Below are 23,588 nucleotides of genomic sequence, written 5' to 3'. Positions count from 1 at the left end.
AGCCCGTCGCTGCACCTGCTCCCGGACCTGTCGCTGCGCCGGTCCACACTGCCGTGCCGGATGCGCCTGCCGTGCAGCCTCCACTCGACATGCAAACCGACGATATCGAAACCGTGCCGACGCCTGCTGTGATCGAGCAGGCGCGCAAGGGCTGGATGTCACGCCTGCGCTCCGGCCTGTCGAAGACGAGCAAGGGCCTGACCACGCTGTTCGTGGGCGTGAAGGTGGACGAAGCGCTGTTCGAAGAGCTGGAGACCGCCCTGCTCATGGCCGACGCCGGAGTCGACGCCACCGAATACCTGCTCGGCGAACTGCGCCGCCGCATCAAGGCACAGCGTATCGAAACCGCCGAAGGCGTGAAGACCGCCCTGCGTGACCTGCTGGTCGAGCTGCTGCACCCCTTGGAAAAAACCATGGTGCTCGGCCGCGAGCAGCCGATGGTGATCATGATCGCGGGCGTGAACGGCGCCGGCAAGACGACCAGCATCGGCAAGCTGTGCAAGCACTTCCAGACCTACGGTCAATCGGTGCTGCTGGCCGCAGGCGACACGTTCCGTGCCGCCGCGCGCGAGCAACTCGTGATCTGGGGACAGCGCAACAACGTCACGGTCGTGGCGCAGGAATCGGGCGACCCCGCCGCCGTGATCTTCGATGCAGTAAACGCCGCACGCGCACGCGGCATCGACATCGTCATGGCGGACACCGCTGGCCGCCTGCCGACGCAGCTGCACCTGATGGAAGAGCTGAAGAAGGTGCGCCGCGTGACCGCCAAGGCGATGGCCACGGCGCCGCACGAAACGCTGCTGGTGATCGACGGCAACACGGGGCAGAACGCCCTCGCGCAAGTCAAAGCCTTTGACGAAGCGCTGGGCCTCACGGGCCTGATCGTCACCAAGCTGGACGGCACCGCCAAGGGCGGCATCCTGGCCGCCATCGCGCGGCAGCGGCCGGTGCCGGTGTACTTCATCGGCGTGGGCGAGCAGGTTGAGGACCTGCAGCCGTTTTCCGCGCGCGAATTTGCGGATGCGTTGTTGGGTTGACCACCCTCGCGCGCAACGCTCCAACGTAGAAACGCCCTGACTTGATCAGGGCGTTTTGTTTTGCGCAGTACCGCTACAAATTACGCGGAAACCGCATCCGGCTGCGCCGCAGGCGCAGCCCGCTGAAACGCCTCCTGCGCCATACAGTGCGCAAAGATGCGCGCAAGCGTCGGGTAATCTTCCACCGCCACATCGAACCGCTTGCCGTTGAACACCTGCGGCACGAGGCACACGTCGGCCAGCGTTGGCGTGTCGCCAACACAGTAGGCACCGGTCAGCGGCGACTGTGACAGCCGCGTTTCCAGCGCCGCAAACCCCAGCTTCACCCAGTGGCGATACCACTCGTTGCGCGCTTCTTCTTCCACGTTGAACGTGTGCTTCAGATACTTCAGCACGCGTGGGTTGTTGAGCGGATGGATCTCGCATGCAATGGCCAGCGCGATCGCGCGGATATGCGCGCGATTACTCGCCGAACCCGGCAGCAGCGTGGGCTCGGGATGCGTCTCTTCCAGATACTCGACGATGGCCAAAGACTGGTTCAGCACGTCGTTGCCATCGCACAGCACGGGCACCAGCGCATCGGGGTTCAGCTTGACGAAGTCGGGGGCCAGTTGCTCGCCCTTGAGCAGGTGGACCGGCGCGTAGTCGTACGGCAGGCCCTTGACCTCCAGGGCAATACGCACGCGGAATGACGCCGAACTGCGGAAATAGTTGTACAGCTTGATCGACATGGCTTCTGACTCTTCTAGCGGGTCTATCAAATCACCTTCACGTGCAGCTCTCCCACGCCGTCGATCTTGCCGACCATCAGGTCGCCGACGACGACCGGGCCGACGCCTTCGGGCGTGCCGGTGTAGATCAGATCGCCCGGGCGCAGCTCGAACAGGCGCGACAGATACGCAATGGTTTCCGGCACCGACCAGATCAGGTCCGACAGATCACCGCGCTGGTGTTCGCGGCCGTTGACCGACAGCGTCACGGCGCCCTTGTCCGGGTGGGCCACATCCTTGGCCGGCACGATCGGCCGATGGGGGCCGAGCCGTCGAACGCCTTGCCGGTCTCCCACGGGCGGCCGCCCTTCTTGGCAGCGTTCTGCAGGTCGCGGCGCGTCATGTCCAGGCCGATGGCGTAACCGTAGACATGGTGGGCTGCCGTTTCCACGGCGATGTCGCGCCCGCCCGTGCCGATGGCAACCACGAGTTCGATCTCGTAGTGGCAATCCTTGGTTTCAGTCGGGTAGACGAACTGGCCGGTCTCGCCGTCGGCAACGTAGCGCACAGCGTCGGCCGGCTTGCAGAAGAAGAACGGCGGTTCGCGGTCGGGGTCGGAACCCATCTCGCGCGCATGGGCGGCGTAGTTGCGGCCGACGCAGTACACACGGCGCACCGGAAACTGGCCATGCCCGCCACGCACGGGAATGCCATTGACGGCGGGCGGGGTGACGACGAAATCGGTCATGCGGGTCTCCTCGGACTAAGCTGGATTGGAACAGGTGGGAAACTGCGGCCACCGCCCCCCGGCGACCGACGAGTTTGCGAGGATACACCCGCACCGCCCCGGCGCGGTTCTTGCATAAGCGACGTGCACCCTGCCCCACTTTGCACCATGCAAGCGAAACCGCCCACCCCATCCGCCCCGCCCGCTGCCAACCACCCGGCCGCGCCGATGCGCGTGCTGCTGGTGCGCGATCCGCTCGACGCCGAACAGATCAATCTGGAGCTGATCCGCGCCGGGCTGGCCGAGGCCGGCTTCGTGGACGTCGGCTTGGCGGATGCCGACCTGACGCTGCCCGAGCGCATCGCCGAGACCCAGCCCGACATGGTGATCGTCGCCTCCGAATCGGCCGCGCGCGACACCATCGAGCACGTCTGCGTGGCCACGCAGCATGCTCCGCGCCCCATCGTGCTGTTCACCGACAACGACGACGCCACGCGCATCAAGACGGCGTTTGCCGCCGGCATCACCGCCTACATCGTCGACGGCATCAAGCCCACGCGTGTGAAGGCCGTGCTGGACGTTGCCTATGCCCGCTTCGAACACGAGCGTGAGTTGCGTGCCGAGCTGGACACCGCCAAGACGCAACTCGCCGAGCGCAAGGTCCTGGAGCGCGCCAAGGGCATGCTCATGAAGCAGATGAACCTGTCGGAAGACGACGCCTTCAAGCGCCTGCGCAAGATGGCGATGGATCGCAACATCAAGCTGGTGGAAGCCGCACAACGCGTGATCGATGTGATGGCTGGCTGAGCGGTCGGGCCGCCGCCCAGTTTTGGTGCGCCGCACAACTCCGGCGCTGGAAACGCACCAGTCGCGCGCGGCGTCCCGAACCTCGCACGCCGAGTTCCGAACCCCAACCGCCGAGCTAAAAGCCTCGCGCGCCGAGTTCTGAACCTCAACCGCCAAGCTAAAAGCCTCGCACGCCGAGCTCCGAGCTCGGAACGCCGAGAAAAAAGCTCGGCGCGTGGAGATCGGAACGCGGAACGCCAGCATGCATCGCTCAACGTTGGCATACCCCTTGCAAGTGTCGCTGCGAAGCCGGTGCCAACGTGGGTACCGGCACGGGACAACGGCGTCCCGATGCACGGCAGCGCGCCCCTCTTTCGGATGGGCGGCGGTCGCGCGTCGGGACGCTTTTTCTTTGGAGCCATGGATGGCCGCGCCAGACAAGACCGACGCTCTCGTCAACCCGATCAACCCGAAGCGCCGCAGCATCATGAAAGCCGCGGCGACGATTGCAGGAGGCAGTGCCGTGGCATTGATCGATCCGCTGGTGCGTGCCGGGGCCTGGGCCGCCGGCTCCGATGCGCCCGAGAAGACGGAACTGAAGGTGGGTTTCATCCCGCTCACGGACTGTGCTTCGGTGGTCATGGCATCCACGCTCGGCCTCGACAAGAAGTACGGCATCAAGATCACGCCGTCGAAAGAAGCCTCGTGGGCCGGCGTACGCGACAAGCTCGTGTCGGGCGATCTGGATGCGGCGCACGTGCTGTATGGCCTGATCTACGGCGTGCAGCTCGGCATTGGCGGCCCCAAGAAAGACATGGCCGTGCTGATGACGCTCAACAACAACGGCCAGGCGATCACGCTGTCGTCCAAGCTCAAGGAAGCGGGCGTCAAGGATGGGGCGTCGTTGAAGGCCGTCATGGCGAAAGACAAGCGCGAATATGTGTTCGCGCAGACCTTCCCGACCGGCACGCATGCGATGTGGCTGTACTACTGGCTGGCCGCGCACGGCATCCACCCGCTGCAGGACGCGAAGGCGATCACCGTGCCCCCGCCGCAGATGGTCGCGAACATGCGGGTGGGCAACATGGATGGCTACTGCGTGGGCGAGCCGTGGGGTGCCCGCGCGATTGCAGACAACATCGGCTTTACCGCCGAGACCACACAGGCCATCTGGAAAGACCACCCCGAGAAGGTGCTCGGCACCACGGCGGAGTTCGTGCAGAAGTATCCGAACACCGCGCGTGCGCTCACGGCAGCGGTGCTGGAGGCAAGCAAGTTCATCGATGCATCCGCATCGAACCGCCGCAAGACGGCCGAGACCATTGCCGCCAAGTCCTACGTCAACACCGACATGGACATCATTCTCGACCGCATGCTCGGCCGCTATACGAATGGTCTGGGCAAGACGTGGGACGACCCGGACCCGATGCGCTTCTATCACGACGGCGCGGTCAACTTTCCGTACCTGTCGGACGGCATGTGGTTCCTCACGCAGCACAAGCGCTGGGGCCTGCTGAAGGCGCATCCGGATTACCTGGCCGTGGCCAAGCAGGTCAACCGCGTGGACATCTTCAAGCAGGCGGCAACCGCCACCGGCACGCCGCTGCCCAAGAGCGACATGCGCACGGCCAAGTTGATCGACGGCGTGGTGTGGGATGCGAAGAACCCTGCCGCGTATGCGGACGGCTTCAAGCTGAAAGCCTGACGCCTCCGGCCTTCCGAATTTCTGATTGCGGTCCCTCACATCGATGGAGCCCGACATGAACACGCTCGTCAAAACGTTGTCCGGCGTGCAGTCCGACGCCGCCCCTGAAAGCCGCCGCTTTGCCGTGCGCGACTGGTTTGTCGCCGCCGTGGTGCGCGGCTTTCCGCCCGTGCTGGGCTTGGTTCTGTTTGTACTGGCGTGGCAGGGCATTGCCACGGCCATCCCCGCATTGCCGACACCAGCGGTGACGTGGAAAGCAGCGGTCGCGTTGTTTGCCGATCCGTTCTACCGCAATGGCCCGAATGACCAGGGCGTGGGCTGGAACGTGCTCGCTTCGCTGGCGCGCGTGGGTGCGGGCTTCGGCATGGCTGCAGTCATCGGCATTCCGGCGGGCTTCCTCATCGGGCGTTTTGCGTTTCTCAACGCGATGGCCTCGCCCATCATCAGCCTGCTGCGGCCCGTGTCGCCGCTGGCGTGGCTGCCGATTGGCCTCTTGCTATTCAAGTCGGCCAATCCGGCGGCCATCTGGGCGATCTTCATCTGCTCGATCTGGCCGATGGTGATCAACACCGCCGTGGGCGTGACGCGCGTGCCGCAGGACTACCTGAACGTGGCGCGCGTGCTGAACCTGTCTGAGTGGAAGGTGTTCACGCGCGTGCTATTTCCCGCCGTGCTGCCCTATATGCTGACGGGTGTGCGATTGTCCATCGGCACGGCGTGGCTGGTCATCGTGGCGGCGGAGATGCTCACCGGCGGTGTCGGCATCGGCTTCTGGCTGTGGGATGAGTGGAACAACCTGAAGGTCGAACACATCGTGATCGCGATCTTCGTGATTGGCGTGGTGGGCTTGCTGCTCGAGCACGCGCTGCTGGCGATTGCGCGGCGCTTCTCGTACGACGCGGTTTGAGCGAAATGGGGATCGCCATGACAGACAAATTCCTGCGCATTGAAAACGTCGGGCAGACGTTCAAGACCAAGCGCGGCCCGTTCGTCGCCCTGCGCGACATCAACCTGACGGTTGCGCGCGGTGAGTGCATCGCGCTCATCGGGCACTCGGGCTGCGGTAAATCGACGTTGCTCAATCTCATCGCCGGGCTGACGCGGCCGACCACGGGTGGATTGATCCTGGCCGAGCGCGAGATTGCCGGGCCGGGGCCGGATCGGGCGGTGGTGTTTCAGAACCATTCGCTGCTGCCGTGGCTCACGTGCTTTGACAATGTGTATCTCGCCGTCGAGCGCGTCTTCGGCAAGAGCGAGACCAAAGCGCAGTTGCGTGATCGCACGCATGCGGCGCTGGCACTGGTCGGCTTGTCGCATGCCGAGCAGAAGTATCCGCATGAAATCTCGGGCGGGATGAAGCAGCGTGTCGGGATCGCTCGCGCATTGTCCATGGAGCCGAAGGTGCTGCTGATGGATGAGCCCTTTGGCGCGCTGGATGCACTCACGCGGGCGCATCTGCAGGATGAGCTGCTGAAGATCGTGGCCGCGACCGGCAGCACGGTGGTGATGGTCACGCACGATGTGGATGAAGCGGTGCTGCTGGCGGACCGCATCGTGATGATGACGAATGGGCCGGCTGCGACGATTGGTGAGGTGTTGACGGTGGATTTGCCGCGGCCTCGGGATCGGATGGCGTTGGCGGAGGATCCGACTTATCACGCTTACCGGACGGCGGTGTTGGATTTTCTGTATCGGAAGCAGAGGCATCCGGTGGCGGAGGCGGCTTGATTCGCTGTGGGGATGGCTTTGTTGTTTTACCTTGGTGGTCCATCTCCTGTTTCATGCCCCGGCAGGGGATGAAACAAGGGATGCACCACCAGGGCAAAAAACACCACGGCATGGCGCCAGCGCGCAACCCACAGCGCTATGATCACCCCCGAGCCCATCACCCGCGCCATGAACAATGCCTGCCCCTCCCATCCTCCCCGACACCGCCGCTGAAGACGCCCTCGCGAACGCCCCCTTCCCCGCTGCCCGCTTCATCAAGGAAATCGGCCGCGGCGCAGACGGCGCCCGCGCGCTGGTCAAGCACGATGCCCGTGCGCTCTTCACGGCCATGCTGGAAAGCCGCATCTCCGACGTGCAGCTCGGCGCCATCCTCATGGCCTACCGCATCAAAGGCGAGACCCCGGAAGAACTCGACGGCATGCTCGAAGCCACGCATGCGCATTGCCGGCCGCTGCCGGCGCCGGACACGCCCGAGCATGCGTTGCCAGTCGTCATCCCCAGCTACAACGGCGCCCGCCGCCAGCCGAACCTGGTGCCGCTGCTGGCCAAGCTGCTGGCGCGCGAAGGTGTGCCGGTGCTGGTGCATGGCATCCGCCGCTTCGACGGCCGCGTCACCACGGCTGCGCTGTTCGAAGCGCTCGGCTGGCCCCTCTGCGAACACATGGACGACGCCCGCGAGCGCCTGGAGCGCGATCGCCTGGCCTATGTGCCGATCGACGTGCTCTCTCCCGAACTGACGGCACTGCTGGATAAGCGCGAGATCGTCGGCCTGCGCAATTCCGCCCACACGGTGGTGAAGATGCTGCAGCCCGTCGGCGGGCACGCGCCGCACGAGGCGCTACGGCTGGTCAGCTACACGCACCCGGAATACCGCGACACGCTCACCGATTACTTCCTGCGTCATCCGGCCAACGTGCTGCTGGCGCGCGGCACCGAAGGCGAGGCAGTGGCCGATGCGCGGCGCGGCAGCGCGGTGGAGTGGCTGCACGACGGCGCGCACGAAACGGTGATCGAAGCGGTGGAAGGTTCAAGCGACGCACCGCCTGAGCTGCCCGTGGGGACAGACGTGGCGGCAACGGCGCGGTGGATTGAAGCGGTGCTCGACGGCAAGCAGCCGGTGCCGGAGCCGATCGCCAAGCAGGTCCGCGCGATCGTGCGCTGTGCACGACCGGCGCAGGCTGCCTGATCGATCGCCCGGTCTTACTTGGACGGCAGCGGAATGCGCTCCGTTTCGCCGGGCACGTGAGCGAAGGCGTCGCTCTCCCAGCGCTGCTTGGCGTCTTCAATGTCGGCCTTGTCGCTGGCGACGAAGTTCCAGTAGATGTGACGGTGGCCATCGGTCGGGGCACCGCCCAGCAGCATCACGCGTGACGATGCCTGCGCGGTGAGCGTCACGTCGCCGCCGGGCTCCAGCACGGCCAGGTGCTGCGGGTCGAGCGCCTCGCCGTCGATGGTGACGGCGCCGTCGACCAGATACAGGCCACGGTCTGCATGCTCAGGCGGAATCACCAGCGATGCGCCGGCCGCGAGTTCCAGCGCCACATACAGCGTGCGCGAACTCACCTTCACCGGCGACGTCAGCCCGAACGCATCTCCCGCGATGACCACGCCCTGCACGCCTGGGCACTCCAGCTTGGGCAGCGTCTCGGCCGCATGGTGCGCGAAGCTGGCGTTGACCTTTTCCTGGTCCTTCGGCAGCGCTACCCAGGTCTGGATGCCGTGCATGCGCGCGCCCTTTTCGCGCCCTTCCGGCGAGGAACGCTCGGAGTGGACGATGCCGTTGCCGGCCGTCATCCAGTTCACGTCGCCGGGGGTGATGGTCTGCACGCTGCCGAGGCTGTCTCGGTGGACCATGCTGCCGTCAAACAGGTACGTGACGGTGGCCAGCCCGATGTGCGGGTGCGGGCGCACGTCGATGCCCTCGCCGGGGGCGAAATTCACCGGGCCCATGTGATCGAAGAAGATGAACGGCCCCACCGTCTGACGCGCTGCCGAGGGCAGCACGCGCTTGACCGAGAAACCGCCGAGGTCCCGCACGTGCGGGCCAATGATGTGCTGGATGGAAGTCATGACGGAAGCCTCCTCAGGCGTGCTCGGCGAGTTCGGTGTCGACGCTGATCTCGACCTCGGTCATCAGCTTGTGAACGGGGCATTTGCCGGCCACGCGCAGCAGGTCGGCGCGTTGCTCGTCGGTCAGGTTGCCGTGCAGGGTCAGCACGGTGCGCAGCCTGTAGCGGCCCTGGCGTTCTTGGGTGCCGTCGTGCTCCACAGCCACGTCAATCGAATCGAGCGGGTACTTGCGCTGGCGCGCATACAGCGTGACGGTCAGCGCCTTGCAGCTGGCCAGGGCCGCGTCAAAGTAGGCGTGCGGGTCGGGCGCACTGCCCTCGCCAGTCGGCTTGGGCACATCGGTGTAGGTCACGCCTTCGGGAAAGGTGACCTTGTGGCGAAAAAGGCCTTCGGTGTCCTTGCTGACGACGATGCTCATTGACGGCTCCTGTAGCGATTTCTGCGATGTCCGGGCAGTGTAGCCAACTTGCGTGACGGCACGGGAGAAGACCCGACGTGCGTCGCGCATCGCTTTCACGGGCGCTTCGATCACTTGACATTGCAGACATGGCAATTCGGCCCACCCATTGGGGTGGAAACGCTCAAGCGGCGCGGTTTTCGGCCGATCTTCCGGTTAGAAGACATCCGCCCAGAAACCGCCCCGCTTACGCGTCACCTGCATGGTTCCTCGCCGGCCGCTTGTCGCCATTGCCGGCGGCATCGGCTTCCTCCTCGTCCTTGTTGGACTGACCGTGATGGTCGGCTGGCTGCGGCATTGGCCGTGGGCAGTGAAGCTCGGCAGCGATCGGCTGCTGATCGTGTTCGCCACCGGCGTCAACCTGACCCTGCTTGGCGCGGGGCTGGCTGCGCTGCTCGTCGGGACGGTACGGCCGAATGTGCGCTGGGCAGATCCGGTGCCCCGGGGGCTGGGCGGCGTGGTGGCGGTGCTGTCCACGCTGCGGCTGGCCGAGATGATCACGGGATGGCCGATCGGGCTCGACTTTCCGGGCATGCACACATGGCTGGACCGCCAATGGGTGACCGGATGGATTGGCGGCATGCACCCCAGCCACGCGCTGGCGATGGCCGCATCGGCGACGGCCCTGAGCCTTGTGCCGACGTTGCGCAACCGCACCGCGCGCGGTGGTTCTGGGGCTTGGTCGGCCTGGCGATGCTGCTCTGCGCGGGCGACCTGCTTGGCCGCGCCATGGCGCTCGAATATCTGTACCCGGCGTGGTTGGTGTGGCGCGCCTCGGACGTAGCGGCCATCTGCACGCTGCTGGTGGTCATGGGCGTGCTGTGCGTTGCGGTGGTCCGGCAGCCGGGCGTGTTGCGCCTGCGCTTGTCGCCGGAAGACACCATCGTGTGGATCAGCGGCGGCTGCGTGGTACTTGCAGGCCTGGGAGCGACCATCACGGCGTTCATCATCCAGGTGGACAGCGTCAGCCTGACATTCGGCACCGCGCGGGCGCGGGCCCTATCCAGCTACGCTGAAGAGCTTGACCAACTGCTGGCCATGCGCGCGGAAAACCCGCGCCTGGTGGCCGCCGCCACGTACATCCAGGAAGTGCTGCGCCATCCCACCGACAATGCGGCGCGCCTGCGCAGCGAGAGCGCGCTGCAGGCGTATCGCCAGCAAGGGTACTCGTACCTGCAACTGCGTACGCTGGCGGACGAGGGCATCGTCAGTCTCGGCACGCAAACGCTTGAGCCCGAGCTGTCGATTCGGCTGCACGCCGGCCTCGCGCCCGAGCGCGTCACGCTGCAATGGGTACACGGATTTGCCATGCGCACAGAAACGCCTGTCATGGCAGACGGCATGCAGATCGGCTGGCTGGTCGCAGAGCAACCGCTCGCCCACATGACCGGCCGCTACGCCAGTGAACGCGGCATCGGAAAGACCGAAACGCTGGCGATGTCGGGCTTTGATGCGCGCGGGCGTGCAATGTCGTTTCCGCAGCGCTTCGATGCGTACGTGTTCGAATTGCCGGCTCTTACGGTCGACCGCCGGCCGCTGCCGTCGCGCTTGGCGCTAGCGGGCGAGGCAGGCTACGGCCAGTGGCAGGACATCCACGGCATGCCGACATCGTTCAGCTACACGCCCATCGGCCACACGGGCCTGGCGCTGATCAGCAAGATCGCGAGCGCCGAGCTGTACGCCCCGATGCGCGTGCAGTTCGAGCGGCTCGGCGCCTTCATGCTGTGCCTGATGATCGCCAGCGTGCTGGTCATCCGCCTGACGGTGCGGCCGTTTGCCAACCGGCTGGCCGCGTCCGAACGCGCGCTGCGTACCGCAAACGAAAGCCTGGAACGCCGCCGTGATGCCTTGCGCGCGAGCCGCGAACAACTGCGCCTGGTGGCCGACAACGTCCCCGCGCAGCTCAGCTACGTCGACTCCGACGGCATCGTCCGCTTTGCGAGCCGCACCCTGCTCGAAGCCTTCGGCCGCAGTGAAGGCGAGATGCTCGACCGCCACGTGCGCGACATCTACGCCCCTGAGGACTACCGCACGCTGCTGCCCTACATGACCGAAGTGCTGGCCGGCTACCCCGTGCAGTTCGAGATCACGTCCATGCGCACGGGCGTGCCCCGCTACCTGAGCGGCCACTACTTTCCTGACTACGATGATCGCGGCACGCTGCGCGGCTATTTCTCGGTGCTGCAGGATCTGACGGCGCGCACCGCCGCCGAGCTGGCCCTGGCGCGCAGCGAACGCGCGCTCAAGCTCGTGCTCGACAACGCGCCGCTGCTGGTGTCGCACATCAACCCCGACGGCGTCTTCACTTTCTGCAACGTCACGCATGCGCGCTGGTTGCAGCGCACGCCCGAGGAGGTATGCGGCCAGATGCCGGAACGGGTGTTCACGCCAGGCACGTACGCCTTGCTGGCACCGTATATGGTGCGCGCCCAACGCGGAGAATCGGTCGAATTCGAGATCACCGCGCCCTGGTACGAAAAGCCGCACGCCGCCGGCCCGCGCAACCGCACTCGACATTTCCGCGGCCAGCTCGTCCCCGACTCCGCAGAAGCACATGACGGCCGCTGTGGCTTTTACGCCTTCGTGCAGGACGTGACCGCAGCCAAGCGCAGCGAGATGGAACTGTCACGGATGGCGCACTTTGATGCCCTCACCGGCCTGCCGAACCGCTACGAACTCTACGAGCGCCTGCGCGCCGCACTGGAGCGTCGTCAGCGCCTGCCGGCACCGCTTGGCGTGCTGTACCTGGACGTCGACCACTTCAAGCACATCAACGATACTTACGGCCACGCCGCCGGCGATACGGTGCTGGTGGAGGTCGCACACCGGCTGCAACGTGCCGTGCGCCGCACCGACACCGTCGCCCGCCTCGCAGGTGACGAATTCATCATCCTGCTCGACCCCATCGACGCCCCGGATGATGCGCTGCACACCGCGCAGAAGATCGTCAGCGCGATCCGCCCGCCGATCCACCTGTCGGATGGCACCGTCCTGCACGTCACCACGAGCGTTGGCGTGGCCTGCCCGGGCCCGGAGGTACATGATCCAGACGCCGCCCTACGTGAAGCCGATCGCGCACTTTACTGGGCAAAGTCACGCGGCCGTAACACGGCGGCATAGGCGAGAACCGAACCCTTCTATCACGGTCTATGACTGGGTGCGGCGCCTTTTTGTTGCGCCGCAAACATCTCACTATTAGAAGACAAATCCTGATTTACAGGAACTATCAACCCGACAAAAATGTCCTATTAGCACTCATCCGGTTGGAGTGCTAAGATGCCTTTCCAAATCTCCACTGGATTTCGACAGGAGTCCTGAGTGAACGCAGTCATCCCCGTGAATACCGTTTCCGCAATCGCCACCCAGCCGTCCGGCAACGCCGGTAATGGATGGGCACTGGCGTTCCCCGGCAACCTGGGCAACATCGACGCCTATATCCAGAGCGTCAACCGTGTGCCGATGTTGTCGGCCGAAGAAGAACAGCGTCTGGCCCGCGAATACCGCGACAACGACAACCTCGATGCCGCTCGCCGACTGGTGCTCTCGCACCTGCGTCTGGTGGTGTCGATCGCCCGCGGCTACCTCGGCTATGGCCTGCCGCATGCCGACCTCATCCAGGAAGGCAACATCGGCCTGATGAAGGCCGTCAAGCGCTTCGACCCGGATCAGGGCGTGCGTCTCGTCTCATACGCGATGCACTGGATCAAGGCCGAGATGCACGAGTACATCCTGAAGAACTGGCGCATGGTCAAGGTGGCCACCACCAAGGCCCAGCGCAAGCTGTTCTTCAACCTGCGCAGTCACAAGCAGGATGCGCAGGCGACCTTCACGTCGGACGAGATCGACGCCGTGGCGGCCGAACTCAACGTCAAGGGCACGGAAGTGCGCGAGATGGAAACGCGCCTGTCCGGCGGCGACATTGCGCTGGAAGGCCAGATGGACGACGGTGAGGAGTCGTTCGCTCCCATCGCCTACCTGGCCGATACGCACAACGAGCCGACCCGCGTGATCGAAGCGCGTAGCAACGACCGCATGCAAAGCGAGGGCATCGAAGCCGCCCTCGCCAAGCTGGACGATCGCAGCCGCCGCATCATCGAAGCACGCTGGCTGAACGTGAACGACGACGGATCGGGCGGCTCGACGCTGCACGAGTTGGCCGACGAGTTTGGCGTGTCGGCTGAGCGCATTCGCCAGATCGAATCGGCCGCGATGAAAAAGATGAAGGGTGCGCTGCAGGCCTTCGCCTAAGCTGCCCGCCCTGCAATGAAAAGCCCGCCAAATTGGCGGGCTTTTTCTTTGGGCGGTGGCGGAAGATCAGTCGGCCAGCAGTTGCTTGATGTCGTGCGCGATCGGCTCCGGGCCCTGGCCGTGCTTGATGAACAGGCGCAGGTTGCCCTTCGGATCGAACATGTAGCTGCCGGCGGTGTGATCCATGGTGTAGTTGTCGGGCGAGCTGCCCGGCACCTTGCTGTAGAACACCTTGAAGTCGGACGCGACCTTCTTCAGTTCAGTCTCGTTGGCCGGACGCAGGCCGATGAAGCGCGGATCGAACGCGGGCACGTACTTGGCCAGCAGGTCTTGCGTATCGCGCTCCGGGTCGACGGTGACGAACAGGACCTGGACGCGGTCGGCGTCTTTGCCGAGGGTATCCATCACGGCGCGCAGCTCAGCCAGCGTGGTCGGGCAGACATCGGGGCAATGCGTGTAACCGAAGAACATGACGACGACCTTGCCGCGGAAATCTTCGAGCGTGCGGCGCTTGCCGGTGTGATCGGTCAACGAGAAATCGGTGCCGAAGCTCTTGGATCCGGTGATGTCGAGGTTCTTGAAGGCCGGCTTGTCGCTGCACGCCGCGAGCGCCAGCACGGCGACGGCCAGCATGGCGAACAGCGCGGCGCGGAAGTATCGGAAAGAGAGCATGGTCATTGTGTTGGAAGCAGACCGCCTAGCGTACCGCCAACAGCACATGCTCGCTGGCGCCCCTGTGCGTCACAGCGCCGCGCTTTGCGTAAGCGCCGGGCCAAACTTGAAGTAGTGGTCCACCAGCAGCGCGGCAAACAGGATCGACAGGTAGATGATGGAGTAGCGGAAAGTCTTCTGCGCCAGCGCGTCGGAGTACTTGCGGTACATGCGCCAGGCATACGAGAGGAAGCCGAAGCCGAGCACCAGCGCGGTCACCAGATAGATATAGCCGCTCATGCCGTAGACGAACGGCAGGATGGTCGCGGCGATCATGATGAGCGTGTACAAGAGGATATGCAGCAGCGTGTATTTCTCGCCGTGCGTGATCGGCAGCATCGGTAGACCCGACTTGGCGTAGTCTGCGCGGCGGTACAGCGCGAGTGCCCAGAAGTGCGGCGGCGTCCAGGTAAAGATAATCAGCACCAGGATCCACGCCTCGGCCGGCACGCTGTTGGCGACGGCCGCCCAGCCCAGCGCCGGCGGCATCGCCCCCGAGAGACCGCCGATCACGATGTTCTGCGGTGTGGCCGGCTTGAGCAGCAGCGTGTAGATGATCGCGTAGCCGATGAAGGTGGCGAACGTCAGCCACATCGTCAGGTCGTTGGCGAATACGTGCAGCGTCCACATGCCCGCGCCGCCCAGCACCAACGAGAACACCAGGATCTGCCGCGTGCCCAGTTCACCGCTTGCCGACGGGCGCCAGGCCGTGCGGCGCATCATTGCATCGATCTTGCGCTCGACCAGGCAGTTGATGGCGAAGGCGGCGCCGGCGAACAGCCAGATGCCGACCGCGCCGCCGATCAGCACCGACCACGGGACCATGCCCGGCGTGGCCAGGAACATGCCGATCACGGCGCAGAACACGGCGAGCTGCGTGACGCGCGGCTTGGTCAGCGCCGCATACTGCGATGCGGTCGTTCGCCAGCCAGGAAGTTGAGTGGAAGTTGTTGGGGTTGCCACGGTATTCATAAAAAACGGTCAGACGGCATTCAGACGACGGCAGCCGCCACAGGCATCGGCGCCCGCGCCTGCGCGAGCCCGATCAGGTAATGCAGACGCACCATCAGCAACAGCAGCACGGCCGCGCCGCCGTTGTGCGCCACGGCGGCCAGCAGCGGCCACCCCAGCACGATGTTCGAAAGCCCGGTCGCCAATTGCACGGCCAGCACAACGAGCAGCACCGTCGCGACACGGCCGAGGCCGCCAATGCGACGTGCGCGCGCACCGAGCCACGCCAGGTAGCTCAGCACAACGACTGCAAACACCCGGTGCGTCCAATGGATGGCGACCAGCGCATCGTGCGAGATGAAATCGCCGCCGGCGGTCTTGCCGAGCTGGCGCCAGAATGTGAAGCCGTGTGCAAAGTCCATCGGCGGAACCCACTGGCCGTTGCACAGCGGAAAATCGGTACAGGCCAGCACAGCGTAGTTCGTGCTGACCCAGCCACCCAGGGCAATCTGCACAACGAGCAGCACGAGCCCGATGGCCACCGCCATGCGCAACGAGGCGCCGCGCGCATCGACCGCACGCGGCGCGTCGTTCTTGCAGCCGAGCCAGATCAGCGCGGCCAGCAGCGACATGCCGAGCAGCAAGTGCGTCACCACGATGGCCGGCTGCAGCTTGAGCGTGACCGTCCACGCGCCAAAGGCGCCTTGCACACACACCAGCGCCAGCACCGCCGTCGCATACCAGGGAGACTGCTGCAGTTCCTTGCGCTTGACCCACGCCAGCACCACCAGCGTGATGATCAGCACGCCCAACGCAAGCGCGAAGTAGCGGTGCGTCATCTCGATCCACGCTTTCATCCAGGTGACGGGGCCGCTCGGCATGGCGGCCTGTGCAGCATGGATGTCTTCACGGGCGTGGAACGGGTTGGAGGTGCCGTAGCAGCCCGGCCAATCCGGGCAACCGAGGCCTGAATCCGTCAGACGCGTGAAGCTGCCGAACATGATCAAGTCCAGCGTGAGGAAAGCGGTGATCCACACCAGCTTCCGGTACTTGTTGCGATCCCCTTTGACCAGCACGTAACAGAGTGGGATCAGCGCGATCAGGATGCCAATGGAAGCAAGTTGCAGCAGCATGGCTTATCCGATGCGCGAATACTTCAAGAGCCGCGTCATGTCTGCGCGCACCTTCTTCGGATCCGGATCTTTCGGGAACTGCATCATCAGGTTGCCGAGCGGATCGACCAGGAAGAGGTGGTCTGTGGGCGGCGTCTTGCCGTCGGCAAGCCAGTTCTTAGGCAGATCGGGCGCGCGCAGGAAGCGCACGGCACCGTAATCGTCGTTGTAAGCCTTGATGAGGCGCGGGTCGATCTCCCCCCGGTCGGTCACTAGCCAGACAGGGACGATACGGTCGCGGTCCGGGCCCTGGCCGATGCGCAGCTGGCGCATGGTGAACAGCTTGCGCGCGCAGTTGTCGTCGCAGGCGCTGCCATCTACGGACACCATCAGCCATTTGCCCTTGAGGCTGGCGAGCGGCACTTCAGCACCGTGCTCGTCCTGCACCATCAGACCGGTCGGAATGGGGCGCTGCGGATCGACCAGCGCGCCGTACGCCGCCTTGCCGCCGGCGGGGGTGAAGACGTAATACGCAAGGTACGACGCGATCACCGGAGAGGCGCACACCAGCAGCAGGAACAGCATCATCAAGCGGCCGCGGCGTGTGCGCGCGTCGATGCGCGGGTCTTCGGACGACCCGAGTGTGCCCGGCGCGCCGGGTGCAGATTCCTGATTCACCATGTGATTCCCAATACATTCAGCTGCGGCACTAAGCCGCAACGCGAGTTCGTATTCAGGCAGGCTCGGAGGTGCCTGCCAAGCGGCGATAACGCCGCACGCTGTAGAAGACCATCAGCCCAAGCACTGCCGCCGCCATCGCAAACCATTGGAATGCGTAACCGTAATTGCGCTCAGCGCCCAAGTCTGCGCGCGGCCAATCGCGCAACAGGCCGTCCTCCACGTCGGACTGCTGCTGCACCACGAAGGGTTGGAGCGGCACGCCGATTTCGCGCGAGAAAGCGTCGAGGTCGATATTCTGCCTAAGTCGCTGGCCAACTTCATCAGCGCCGTCCTTGCTGCCCAGACTGAAGACTCGGCTGGCATGCGGCACCGCCATCCCTTCGACCTGCACTTCGCCCGCCGGCGTGGTGTACGGCGCGATGCGCGTGCGATCGGCCGGATCGCGCGGCAACCAGCCCCGGTCGACCAACACGGCGCGCCCGCCCGCACCTTCCAGCATCAGCGGGATGAGCACCTCGAAACCCGGGCGCGATACGTCGTTGGTGACGTGCGGGCGGTTCTCGAGCAGCACCGTGTGCGCCACGTCGAACGTTCCACGCAGCAGCACCGGCCTGTACATTACTGAATCTGCTGTCACCGGCTGAGCTGTGATGCGCTGGGCGGGCGCATTTTCCAGCGCCATAATGCGGGCTTGGCGCTCGATGCGCTCGTGCGCACGCGTCAGCTGCCAACGCCCCAGCAAGCTCGTGAGCGCGATCAGTGCCACACCTGCCAACATCGGCACAGGCGCAAACCAGCGTCGCATCGGTACGCGCTCGGTCATTGCGCGGCCTCGGTGAGATAATGCCCGGCAGCCATTTCCAACCCGTCATTGCCCAACCGGCAACCCTCCATGCGCATCGTCGTTGCCATTGCGTTTCTGCTGATCCTCGGCAGCCTTGCCTCCGCGCTGTTCTTCCTGATGCGCGACAAGGGCCACAGCAACCGGACCGTTCGATCCTTGATGTTCCGCGTCGGTTTCTCGATCGCGCTGTTCATCTTCATCCTGGTCGCCAATCGGTTGGGGTGGATCCACAGCACCGGCATCCAATTCGGCCAGTAGCCACGGCAAATCCGTCACGCCAGAAAAACGAAAACGCCGCAGCGGTGTCCCGTCTGCGGCATTGTCTTCACCTGTCGTGGGCCGTGCTACGGGGCGGCGCTGCGCTGCCCCATTCCCATGCTGTCTTACAGCCAGTACACCACCACGTACAGGCCCAGCCACACCACGTCCACAAAGTGCCAGTACCACGCGGCGCCTTCGAATGCGAAGTGATGCTCCGGCGTGAAGTGGCCCTTGATCACACGCCCCAGCACCACCGACAGCATGATGGCGCCCATGGTCACGTGGAAGCCGTGGAAGCCCGTCAGCAGGAAGAACGTCGAACCGTAGATGCCCGAGGTCAGCTTCAGGTTCAGTTCGTGATAGGCGTGGATGTATTCGAACGCCTGGAAGCCCATGAACGTAAAGCCCAGGAGGATCGTCAGCAGCAGACCCTGGATGACCTGCGCGCGCTTGCCTTCACGCAGCGCATGATGTGCCCACGTGAGCGTCACACCGGAGGTCAGCAGCAGCGCCGTGTTGATGGTCGGGATCGGCCACGGGCCCATCGTCGTGAACGGTGATACCGTGCCGGCGGGGCCAGCGTTCGGCCATAGCGCGTTAAAGTCCGGCCACAGCAGCTTGTTGTTCAGATCGCCCAGCCACGGCATGGCGATCGTGCGGGCATAGAACAGCGCGCCGAAGAACGCCGCGAAGAACATCACTTCCGAGAAGATGAACCAGCTCATCGACCAGCGGAACGAGGCATCCACGCGGTCGCCGTACTTGCCGGTCTCGGATTCGGAGATGGCGTCGGCAAACCACGCGCGCAGCACAAAGAGGAACCACAGCAGCCCGACCAGGAACGTCCACGGGGCCCACGGCTGGGCATTCACCCATGCAGCGGAGCTCAACAGCACGATCAGCAGGCCGAGGCTTGCCGTAATCGGATGCCGCGAGGGCCCGGGCACGAAGTAGTACGGAGCGTTTGCTCGATTCGCACTCATCTCTTTTTCTCCAGCTCTATTTTTTTAAGAATCCACTCGATATTGCCCGGCCCATGCTGCGGGGCCGTCTCCTCAACCTGCTCAATCCTCAACCGACCACGGCTCGCACGATCAGCAACAACACAACCACAAAGATCACCGCCGCCAGAATGCCCGCCACGATCACGTGCACCGGATTCAACTGCGCCATGTCACGGTCGTGGTCGCGGCCTTTGCGCACCCCGAAGAAGGACCAGAACACCGCCTTCATCGTCTGTGCGAATGATGCGCGCCGCTTGGTCGCTTCCTTCAGGTCGTCCATGTCCTCACGTTCCCTTGTTCGGCATCGCCGGCGCAATGACCGACGGCGCGTGGATTTCAAAGAAAGTGTAGGACAGAGTGATCGTCTTCACGTCCTTGGGAAGATCCGGATCAATCACAAACACCACCGGCATCTCGCGTGATTCGTTGGCCGTCAGCGTCTGCTGCTTGAAACAGAAACACTCGATCTTCTTGAAGAACTCGGTTGCCTGCTTGGGCGCGTAACTCGGGATGGCCTGCGCCTCCACCGTACGCCCCTCCTTGTTCACCACCTCGTAGACGATCTGGCTGATCTCGCCGGGGTGCACATCCATGCTGTTCTTGACCGGGCGGAAGCGGAACGGCCCCTGGCTGTTCGAATCGAATTCCACCGTGATCGTGCGCGTCTTGTCGACCTGGGAGTTGCGCAGCGCGCCGCCATCCTCATCACGCGTGTTCAGCACGTTGATGTTCGTGATCTCGCAGATCTTCTTGTACAACGGCACCATCGCGTAGCCGAAGCCGAACATGATCGCGACCACGACGGCCAGCTTGCCGAGCATGGAACGGTTCAGGCCGCGCTCGAGAGCTTTGTCGTTTTGGGTCGGGTCCGGCTGCGCCGGTGTCTGGCTCATAGGGGTCTCGCGAAATCTCGGTTCAGCGACCAGCGCGTCGCTTGCCCGGCTAGCCGCCGAACACCACGCGCTTGAAAATCACACCCAGAAAGAAAACCAGCGCGATCGTGCCGAGGATCAACCCCAGGCGACGGTTGGCAGCGCGTTGCTCGGGCGTTGGGCTTTTTTCTGGATTCGACATCGTTTGTCCGGAGGATCGCGGAGCCGGCACTCGCCAGCCCCGCAACACCTGCATTACTTCACGTGCGGCGGTTCTTCAAAGGTGTGGAACGGCGCCGGCGACGGCACGGTCCACTCCAGGCCTTCCGCGCCATCCCAAGGCTTGTCGGCAGCCTTCTCGCCACCGCGGTACGACGGCAGCACCACGAAGAAGAAGAAATACACTTGCATCAGACCGAAGCCCAGAGCTCCGATCGACGCGATCGCATTGAAATCGGCAAACTGCTGCGGGTAGTCCGCATAGCGGCGCGGCATGCCTGCCAGGCCCAGGAAGTGCATCGGGAAGAACGTGAGGTTGAACGTGATCATCGAACCCCAGAAGTGGATCTTGCCGCGCGTCTCGCTGTACATGTAGCCCGACCACTTCGGGCCCCAGTAGTAGAAGCCCGCGAACAGCGCGAACAGCGAACCAGCCACCAGCACGTAGTGGAAGTGCGCCACCACGTAGTAGGTGTCCTGCAGCTGGATGTCGATCGGGGCCACGGCCAGGATCAGGCCCGTGAAGCCGCCCACCGTGAACACGAAGATGAAGCCGATCGCAAACAGCATCGGCGTCTCGAACGTCATCGAGCCGCGCCACATCGTGGCCACCCAGTTGAAGATCTTCACGCCGGTCGGCACCGCAATCAGCATCGTCGCGTACATGAAGAACAGCTGGCCGGTGACGGGCATACCGGTCGTGAACATGTGGTGTGCCCACACGATGAACGACAGGATGGCGATCGACGCCGTGGCATACACCATCGAGCTGTAGCCGAACAGCGGCTTGCGCGCAAAGGCCGGCACGATCTGGCTGACGATACCGAACGCCGGCAAGATCATGATGTACACCTCGGGGTGCCCGAAGAACCAGAAGATGTGCTGGTACATCACCGGGTCACCGCCGCCGGCTGCCGAGAAGAAGCTCGTCCCGAAGTGGCGGTCGGTCAGCACCATGGTGATCGCGCCTGCCAGCACCGGCATCACGGCGATCAGCAGGTACGCCGTGATCAGCCACGTCCAGCAGAACATCGGCATCTTCATCAGCGTCATGCCCGGCGCGCGCATGTTCAGGATGGTCACGATGATGTTGATCGCGCCCATGATCGACGATGCGCCCATGATGTGGATCGCGAAGATCGCCATGTCCATGCCCGGGCCCATCTGCACCGACAGCGGCGCGTAGAGCGTCCAGCCGGCAGCGGTGGCGCCGCCCGGGGCGAAGAACGAGCCCACCAGCAGCAGCGCAGCAGGCGGCAGCAGCCAGAAGCTGAAGTTGTTCATCCGCGCAAACGCCATGTCGGACGCGCCAACCTGCAGCGGGATCATCCAGTTCGCAAAGCCCACGAAGGCCGGCATGATGGCGCCGAACACCATGATCAGGCCATGCAGGGTGGTGAACTGGTTGAACAGCTCCGGATGGAAGAACTGCAGGCCGGGCTGGAACAGCTCAAGGCGGATCAGCAGGGCCAGCGTGCCGCCTGAAAGCAGCATCATGAAAGAGAACAGCAGATACAGCGTACCGATGTCCTTGTGGTTGGTCGCGAACAGCCAACGGCGCCAGCCGTGCGGATGGTCGTGCGCGTGGTCGTCTCCATGACCGTGCGCGTGATCTTGCGGGTGCGTAACAGCGGTGCTCATCGAGGAACTCCTAGGTTCGGTTCGTCACGCAGACGATCAATCAGCCAGCGTTGCGGTCTTCGGCCGCATTCGCTTGTTTGGACGCCACCTTACCGGCGGATTCAGTTGTAGCGGTCTTGGCAGCCCCACCTTCGGGCATCTTGCCGCCGCGCGCATCCTTCACTTGCGTCGGCTGCAGCAGGTCACCGGTATGGTTACCCCAGTTGTTGCGCTCGTAAGTGACGACGGCAGCGATTTCGACATCGTTCAGCGCCGAAGCCCAGGGCGGCATCGCGCCCTTGCCGTGCAGCACGATGCCAACGTGGTCGGCCAGCGGGCCATTGGCGATCTTCGAGCCATCAAGGGCCGGGAACGGGCCACCGCCCTTACCGTTCGGCTGGTGGCAGACCGCGCAGTTGGCGGTGTAGACCTTCTCGCCGCGCGACTTCAGCTCTTCCAGCGTGTAGGTCTTGTTCGGATCATCGGCCTTGGCGGCCATTTCCTTCTTCTTGCCGTCGACCCACTTGGTGTAGTCGTCCTGCGAGAGCACGCGCACGACGATCGGCATGAAGGCGTGTTCCTTGCCGCAAAGCTCGGCGCACTGGCCGCGATAGACGCCGACCTTCTCTGCCTTGAACCATGCGTCGCGCACGAAGCCCGGAATCGCATCCTGCTTCACGCCGAACGCCGGGATCATCCACGAGTGGATCACGTCGTTGGCGGTCGTGACGATGCGCACCTTGCGGTTGACCGGCACGACCAGCTCGTTGTCGACCTCGATCAGGTACGTGTTCGACTTGGGCGCCTGGTTGTTGATCTGGTCGCGCGGCGTGGTGAGCGTGGAGAGGAACGAGATGCCCTCGCCTTCGCCCTTCAGGTAGTCGTAACCCCACTTCCACTGGTAGCCGGTGGCCTTGATGGTGAGGTCGGAGTTGGTGGTGTCCTTCATGGCGACCACGGCCTTGGTGGCCGGCAGCGCCATCCCGATCACGATCAGGAACGGCACGATGGTCCAGATGATTTCGACCGTGGTGCTTTCATGGAACGTCGCCGGTTTGTGACCGACCGACTTACGGTGCTTGAAAATGGAGTAGAACATCACCCCGAAAACACCGATGAAGATCACGATACAGATGATCAGCATCATCCAGTGCAGCCAATGGATCTCGGCGGCGATCTTGGTGACCGGAGGCGCGAGATTAAGCTGCCGCACTGCGGGGCCGCCTGGCATGTCTTCCACTGCCAGGGCCGTTTGACTGAGGGCGAGGAGGGAGCCTGCCGCCAGCAAACTTGCCAATGTCTTATTCAACATTTTCATTTTTTATCTACCCAATTGACAGATTCCACTCTGCCCCGGTGCGCGGCTCATGAGACCTGGGTTGGTTGCCCGTGTCCCAAACACCGGGAAAGCTCGTCCGCAAGCTTGCGCCGCCTGGCGCTCACCTGCTGGATCACGCGCGCGCCATCTTCCGGCCAGACGTGCCCGTAATCGGAGGCGTGGCGGGCATAGTACAGCAATGCCCATCCGAGAATCGCGACCTCCAGCCCCGCATCAGGCAACACCAATCACGCGACTTGCCAGGCAGAAAACCAAGCGATTACGAACGGGGGAATGACGACCAAGGGGGTGGACCAGCCAATCTGGCGGGTTGAAAGCGAGCAGTTTCGCTTCATGAGCCAGTTCTTGCGCGGCGATTCCGAGATGGTGGAGGCGCCGCATGCTGGGTGGAGCACGGTTTCAATGTCGTGCATTGAACCACTCCTGCCTCGGATGCATACCCGAACGGTTCGCCCGTGGCAAAAAACGGGATAGGCCTTTGGGGGACTGCTGCGACAAACTGG

General features: G+C 64.2%; 23 protein-coding genes and 2 pseudogenes. 9 read left to right on the top strand and 16 right to left on the bottom strand.

Annotation, left to right across the window (positions count from 1 at the left end; all coding sequences use genetic code 11):
- On the top strand, positions 1-1,040 hold a 1,040-nt coding region (ftsY, locus tag BEK68_RS16895), incomplete at its 5' end, for a signal recognition particle-docking protein FtsY (RefSeq protein WP_249262935.1).
- Between the two features lie 80 nt (positions 1,041-1,120).
- On the opposite strand, the gene maiA is transcribed toward ftsY, so the two are convergent.
- Both maiA and BEK68_RS16885 read right to left on the bottom strand, forming a co-directional pair.
- Complete coding sequence (gene maiA, locus BEK68_RS16890) at positions 1,121-1,771, bottom strand: maleylacetoacetate isomerase (protein WP_009239192.1); 651 nt, start codon at positions 1,769-1,771, stop codon at positions 1,121-1,123.
- A gap of 26 nt (positions 1,772-1,797) precedes the next feature.
- A pseudogene (locus BEK68_RS16885) lies at positions 1,798-2,375 on the bottom strand (fumarylacetoacetate hydrolase family protein).
- Positions 2,376-2,645: 270 nt separating this feature from the next.
- Between BEK68_RS16885 and BEK68_RS16880 the strand changes: the two are divergent.
- From BEK68_RS16880 to ybiB, 5 genes are all read left to right on the top strand, one after another.
- A complete protein-coding gene (locus BEK68_RS16880; protein WP_009239194.1) occupies positions 2,646-3,284 on the top strand; it encodes an ANTAR domain-containing response regulator in 639 nt (212 codons plus the stop codon).
- A gap of 403 nt (positions 3,285-3,687) precedes the next feature.
- Positions 3,688-4,968, top strand: a complete 1,281-nt coding sequence (locus BEK68_RS16875) for a CmpA/NrtA family ABC transporter substrate-binding protein (RefSeq protein ID WP_009239195.1) — start codon at positions 3,688-3,690, stop codon at positions 4,966-4,968.
- 55 nt (positions 4,969-5,023) lie between these two features.
- Positions 5,024-5,875 carry a nitrate ABC transporter permease gene (gene ntrB, locus BEK68_RS16870; protein WP_004633443.1) on the top strand — a complete coding sequence of 284 codons (852 nt, stop codon included), beginning with the start codon at positions 5,024-5,026 and terminating at the stop codon, positions 5,873-5,875.
- A gap of 17 nt (positions 5,876-5,892) precedes the next feature.
- On the top strand, positions 5,893-6,696 hold the full coding sequence (locus BEK68_RS16865; RefSeq protein WP_009239196.1) for an ABC transporter ATP-binding protein: 804 nt from the start codon (positions 5,893-5,895) through the stop codon (positions 6,694-6,696).
- 175 nt (positions 6,697-6,871) lie between these two features.
- A complete protein-coding gene (gene ybiB / locus BEK68_RS16860; protein WP_004633448.1) occupies positions 6,872-7,882 on the top strand; it encodes a DNA-binding protein YbiB in 1,011 nt (336 codons plus the stop codon).
- 14 nt (positions 7,883-7,896) lie between these two features.
- Here ybiB and BEK68_RS16855 read toward each other — a convergent pair whose 3' ends face one another.
- Both BEK68_RS16855 and BEK68_RS16850 read right to left on the bottom strand, forming a co-directional pair.
- Complete coding sequence (locus BEK68_RS16855) at positions 7,897-8,766, bottom strand: pirin family protein (protein WP_009239197.1); 870 nt, start codon at positions 8,764-8,766, stop codon at positions 7,897-7,899.
- Between the two features lie 13 nt (positions 8,767-8,779).
- Positions 8,780-9,184 carry an OsmC family protein gene (locus tag BEK68_RS16850; protein WP_009239198.1) on the bottom strand — a complete coding sequence of 135 codons (405 nt, stop codon included), beginning with the start codon at positions 9,182-9,184 and terminating at the stop codon, positions 8,780-8,782.
- Positions 9,185-9,425: 241 nt separating this feature from the next.
- Here BEK68_RS16850 and BEK68_RS16845 point away from each other — a divergent pair.
- Together BEK68_RS16845 and rpoH are read left to right on the top strand one after the other, a co-directional pair.
- Positions 9,426-12,343: pseudogene (locus BEK68_RS16845) on the top strand (diguanylate cyclase domain-containing protein).
- A gap of 234 nt (positions 12,344-12,577) precedes the next feature.
- Positions 12,578-13,471: an RNA polymerase sigma factor RpoH gene (gene rpoH, locus BEK68_RS16840; RefSeq protein WP_374220491.1), complete on the top strand. Its 894-nt coding sequence runs from the start codon at positions 12,578-12,580 to the stop codon at positions 13,469-13,471.
- Between the two features lie 66 nt (positions 13,472-13,537).
- On the opposite strand, the gene BEK68_RS16835 is transcribed toward rpoH, so the two are convergent.
- From BEK68_RS16835 to BEK68_RS16815, 5 genes are all read right to left on the bottom strand, one after another.
- Positions 13,538-14,143 carry an SCO family protein gene (locus BEK68_RS16835; protein ID WP_004633458.1) on the bottom strand — a complete coding sequence of 202 codons (606 nt, stop codon included), beginning with the start codon at positions 14,141-14,143 and terminating at the stop codon, positions 13,538-13,540.
- Positions 14,144-14,212: 69 nt separating this feature from the next.
- Positions 14,213-15,154 (bottom strand): heme o synthase, encoded by a 942-nt coding sequence (gene cyoE, locus BEK68_RS16830; protein WP_009239200.1) that lies wholly within the window; start codon positions 15,152-15,154, stop codon positions 14,213-14,215.
- 20 nt (positions 15,155-15,174) lie between these two features.
- Positions 15,175-16,266, bottom strand: coding sequence for a COX15/CtaA family protein (locus BEK68_RS16825; RefSeq protein WP_009239201.1), 1,092 nt, complete (start codon positions 16,264-16,266; stop codon positions 15,175-15,177).
- A gap of 3 nt (positions 16,267-16,269) precedes the next feature.
- Positions 16,270-16,926 (bottom strand): SCO family protein, encoded by a 657-nt coding sequence (locus tag BEK68_RS16820; protein ID WP_009239202.1) that lies wholly within the window; start codon positions 16,924-16,926, stop codon positions 16,270-16,272.
- A gap of 52 nt (positions 16,927-16,978) precedes the next feature.
- Entirely contained in the window at positions 16,979-17,749 is a 771-nt protein-coding gene (locus BEK68_RS16815) for an SURF1 family protein (RefSeq protein WP_009239203.1), read from the bottom strand.
- A 69-nt stretch (positions 17,750-17,818) separates the two neighbouring features.
- Between BEK68_RS16815 and BEK68_RS16810 the strand changes: the two genes are divergently transcribed.
- On the top strand, positions 17,819-18,028 hold the full coding sequence (locus BEK68_RS16810) for a twin transmembrane helix small protein (protein WP_004633471.1): 210 nt from the start codon (positions 17,819-17,821) through the stop codon (positions 18,026-18,028).
- Between the two features lie 125 nt (positions 18,029-18,153).
- Here the strand turns inward: BEK68_RS16810 and BEK68_RS16805 are convergent, their stop codons facing one another.
- The 7 genes from BEK68_RS16805 to BEK68_RS26210 all read right to left on the bottom strand — a co-directional run bounded on the left by BEK68_RS16805 (position 18,154) and on the right by BEK68_RS26210 (position 23,498).
- A complete protein-coding gene (locus BEK68_RS16805) occupies positions 18,154-19,014 on the bottom strand; it encodes a cytochrome c oxidase subunit 3 (RefSeq protein WP_004633473.1) in 861 nt (286 codons plus the stop codon).
- Positions 19,015-19,102: 88 nt separating this feature from the next.
- Positions 19,103-19,315 carry a DUF2970 domain-containing protein gene (locus tag BEK68_RS16800; RefSeq protein WP_004633475.1) on the bottom strand — a complete coding sequence of 71 codons (213 nt, stop codon included), beginning with the start codon at positions 19,313-19,315 and terminating at the stop codon, positions 19,103-19,105.
- 4 nt (positions 19,316-19,319) lie between these two features.
- Positions 19,320-19,928, bottom strand: a complete 609-nt coding sequence (locus tag BEK68_RS16795) for a cytochrome c oxidase assembly protein (RefSeq protein ID WP_004633477.1) — start codon at positions 19,926-19,928, stop codon at positions 19,320-19,322.
- Between the two features lie 49 nt (positions 19,929-19,977).
- Positions 19,978-20,109, bottom strand: coding sequence for a cytochrome oxidase small assembly protein (locus BEK68_RS25950; RefSeq protein WP_009277177.1), 132 nt, complete (start codon positions 20,107-20,109; stop codon positions 19,978-19,980).
- Positions 20,110-20,162: 53 nt separating this feature from the next.
- On the bottom strand, positions 20,163-21,767 hold the full coding sequence (gene ctaD / locus BEK68_RS16790; protein ID WP_004633481.1) for a cytochrome c oxidase subunit I: 1,605 nt from the start codon (positions 21,765-21,767) through the stop codon (positions 20,163-20,165).
- A 40-nt stretch (positions 21,768-21,807) separates the two neighbouring features.
- Positions 21,808-23,064, bottom strand: coding sequence for a cytochrome c oxidase subunit II (coxB, locus tag BEK68_RS16785; RefSeq protein WP_009239204.1), 1,257 nt, complete (start codon positions 23,062-23,064; stop codon positions 21,808-21,810).
- A gap of 248 nt (positions 23,065-23,312) precedes the next feature.
- On the bottom strand, positions 23,313-23,498 hold the full coding sequence (locus BEK68_RS26210; RefSeq protein WP_009239205.1) for a hypothetical protein: 186 nt from the start codon (positions 23,496-23,498) through the stop codon (positions 23,313-23,315).
- Between the last annotated feature and the right edge of the window lie 90 nt (positions 23,499-23,588).

This window comes from Ralstonia pickettii (assembly GCF_001699815.1).
GTDB lineage: Bacteria > Pseudomonadota > Gammaproteobacteria > Burkholderiales > Burkholderiaceae > Ralstonia > Ralstonia thomasii.
This window is presented reverse-complemented; position numbering and strand designations above follow the sequence as displayed.

What these genes read in the sequence shown, in the direction of transcription:
- maiA (WP_009239192.1), bottom strand. Translation starts at nt 1,771, where the DNA reads ATGTCGATCAAGCTGTACAACTATTTCCGCAGTTCGGCGTCATTCCGC.
- BEK68_RS16880 (WP_009239194.1), top strand. Translation starts at nt 2,646, where the DNA reads ATGCAAGCGAAACCGCCCACCCCATCCGCCCCGCCCGCTGCCAACCAC.
- BEK68_RS16875 (WP_009239195.1), top strand. Translation starts at nt 3,688, where the DNA reads ATGGCCGCGCCAGACAAGACCGACGCTCTCGTCAACCCGATCAACCCG.
- ntrB (WP_004633443.1), top strand. Translation starts at nt 5,024, where the DNA reads ATGAACACGCTCGTCAAAACGTTGTCCGGCGTGCAGTCCGACGCCGCC.
- BEK68_RS16865 (WP_009239196.1), top strand. Translation starts at nt 5,893, where the DNA reads ATGACAGACAAATTCCTGCGCATTGAAAACGTCGGGCAGACGTTCAAG.
- ybiB (WP_004633448.1), top strand. Translation starts at nt 6,872, where the DNA reads ATGCCTGCCCCTCCCATCCTCCCCGACACCGCCGCTGAAGACGCCCTC.
- BEK68_RS16855 (WP_009239197.1), bottom strand. Translation starts at nt 8,766, where the DNA reads ATGACTTCCATCCAGCACATCATTGGCCCGCACGTGCGGGACCTCGGC.
- BEK68_RS16850 (WP_009239198.1), bottom strand. Translation starts at nt 9,184, where the DNA reads ATGAGCATCGTCGTCAGCAAGGACACCGAAGGCCTTTTTCGCCACAAG.
- BEK68_RS16835 (WP_004633458.1), bottom strand. Translation starts at nt 14,143, where the DNA reads ATGCTCTCTTTCCGATACTTCCGCGCCGCGCTGTTCGCCATGCTGGCC.
- cyoE (WP_009239200.1), bottom strand. Translation starts at nt 15,154, where the DNA reads ATGAATACCGTGGCAACCCCAACAACTTCCACTCAACTTCCTGGCTGG.
- BEK68_RS16825 (WP_009239201.1), bottom strand. Translation starts at nt 16,266, where the DNA reads ATGCTGCTGCAACTTGCTTCCATTGGCATCCTGATCGCGCTGATCCCA.
- BEK68_RS16820 (WP_009239202.1), bottom strand. Translation starts at nt 16,926, where the DNA reads ATGGTGAATCAGGAATCTGCACCCGGCGCGCCGGGCACACTCGGGTCG.
- BEK68_RS16815 (WP_009239203.1), bottom strand. Translation starts at nt 17,749, where the DNA reads ATGACCGAGCGCGTACCGATGCGACGCTGGTTTGCGCCTGTGCCGATG.
- BEK68_RS16810 (WP_004633471.1), top strand. Translation starts at nt 17,819, where the DNA reads ATGCGCATCGTCGTTGCCATTGCGTTTCTGCTGATCCTCGGCAGCCTT.
- BEK68_RS16805 (WP_004633473.1), bottom strand. Translation starts at nt 19,014, where the DNA reads ATGAGTGCGAATCGAGCAAACGCTCCGTACTACTTCGTGCCCGGGCCC.
- BEK68_RS16800 (WP_004633475.1), bottom strand. Translation starts at nt 19,315, where the DNA reads ATGGACGACCTGAAGGAAGCGACCAAGCGGCGCGCATCATTCGCACAG.
- BEK68_RS16795 (WP_004633477.1), bottom strand. Translation starts at nt 19,928, where the DNA reads ATGAGCCAGACACCGGCGCAGCCGGACCCGACCCAAAACGACAAAGCT.
- BEK68_RS25950 (WP_009277177.1), bottom strand. Translation starts at nt 20,109, where the DNA reads ATGTCGAATCCAGAAAAAAGCCCAACGCCCGAGCAACGCGCTGCCAAC.
- ctaD (WP_004633481.1), bottom strand. Translation starts at nt 21,767, where the DNA reads ATGAGCACCGCTGTTACGCACCCGCAAGATCACGCGCACGGTCATGGA.
- coxB (WP_009239204.1), bottom strand. Translation starts at nt 23,064, where the DNA reads ATGAAAATGTTGAATAAGACATTGGCAAGTTTGCTGGCGGCAGGCTCC.
- BEK68_RS26210 (WP_009239205.1), bottom strand. Translation starts at nt 23,498, where the DNA reads ATGCACGACATTGAAACCGTGCTCCACCCAGCATGCGGCGCCTCCACC.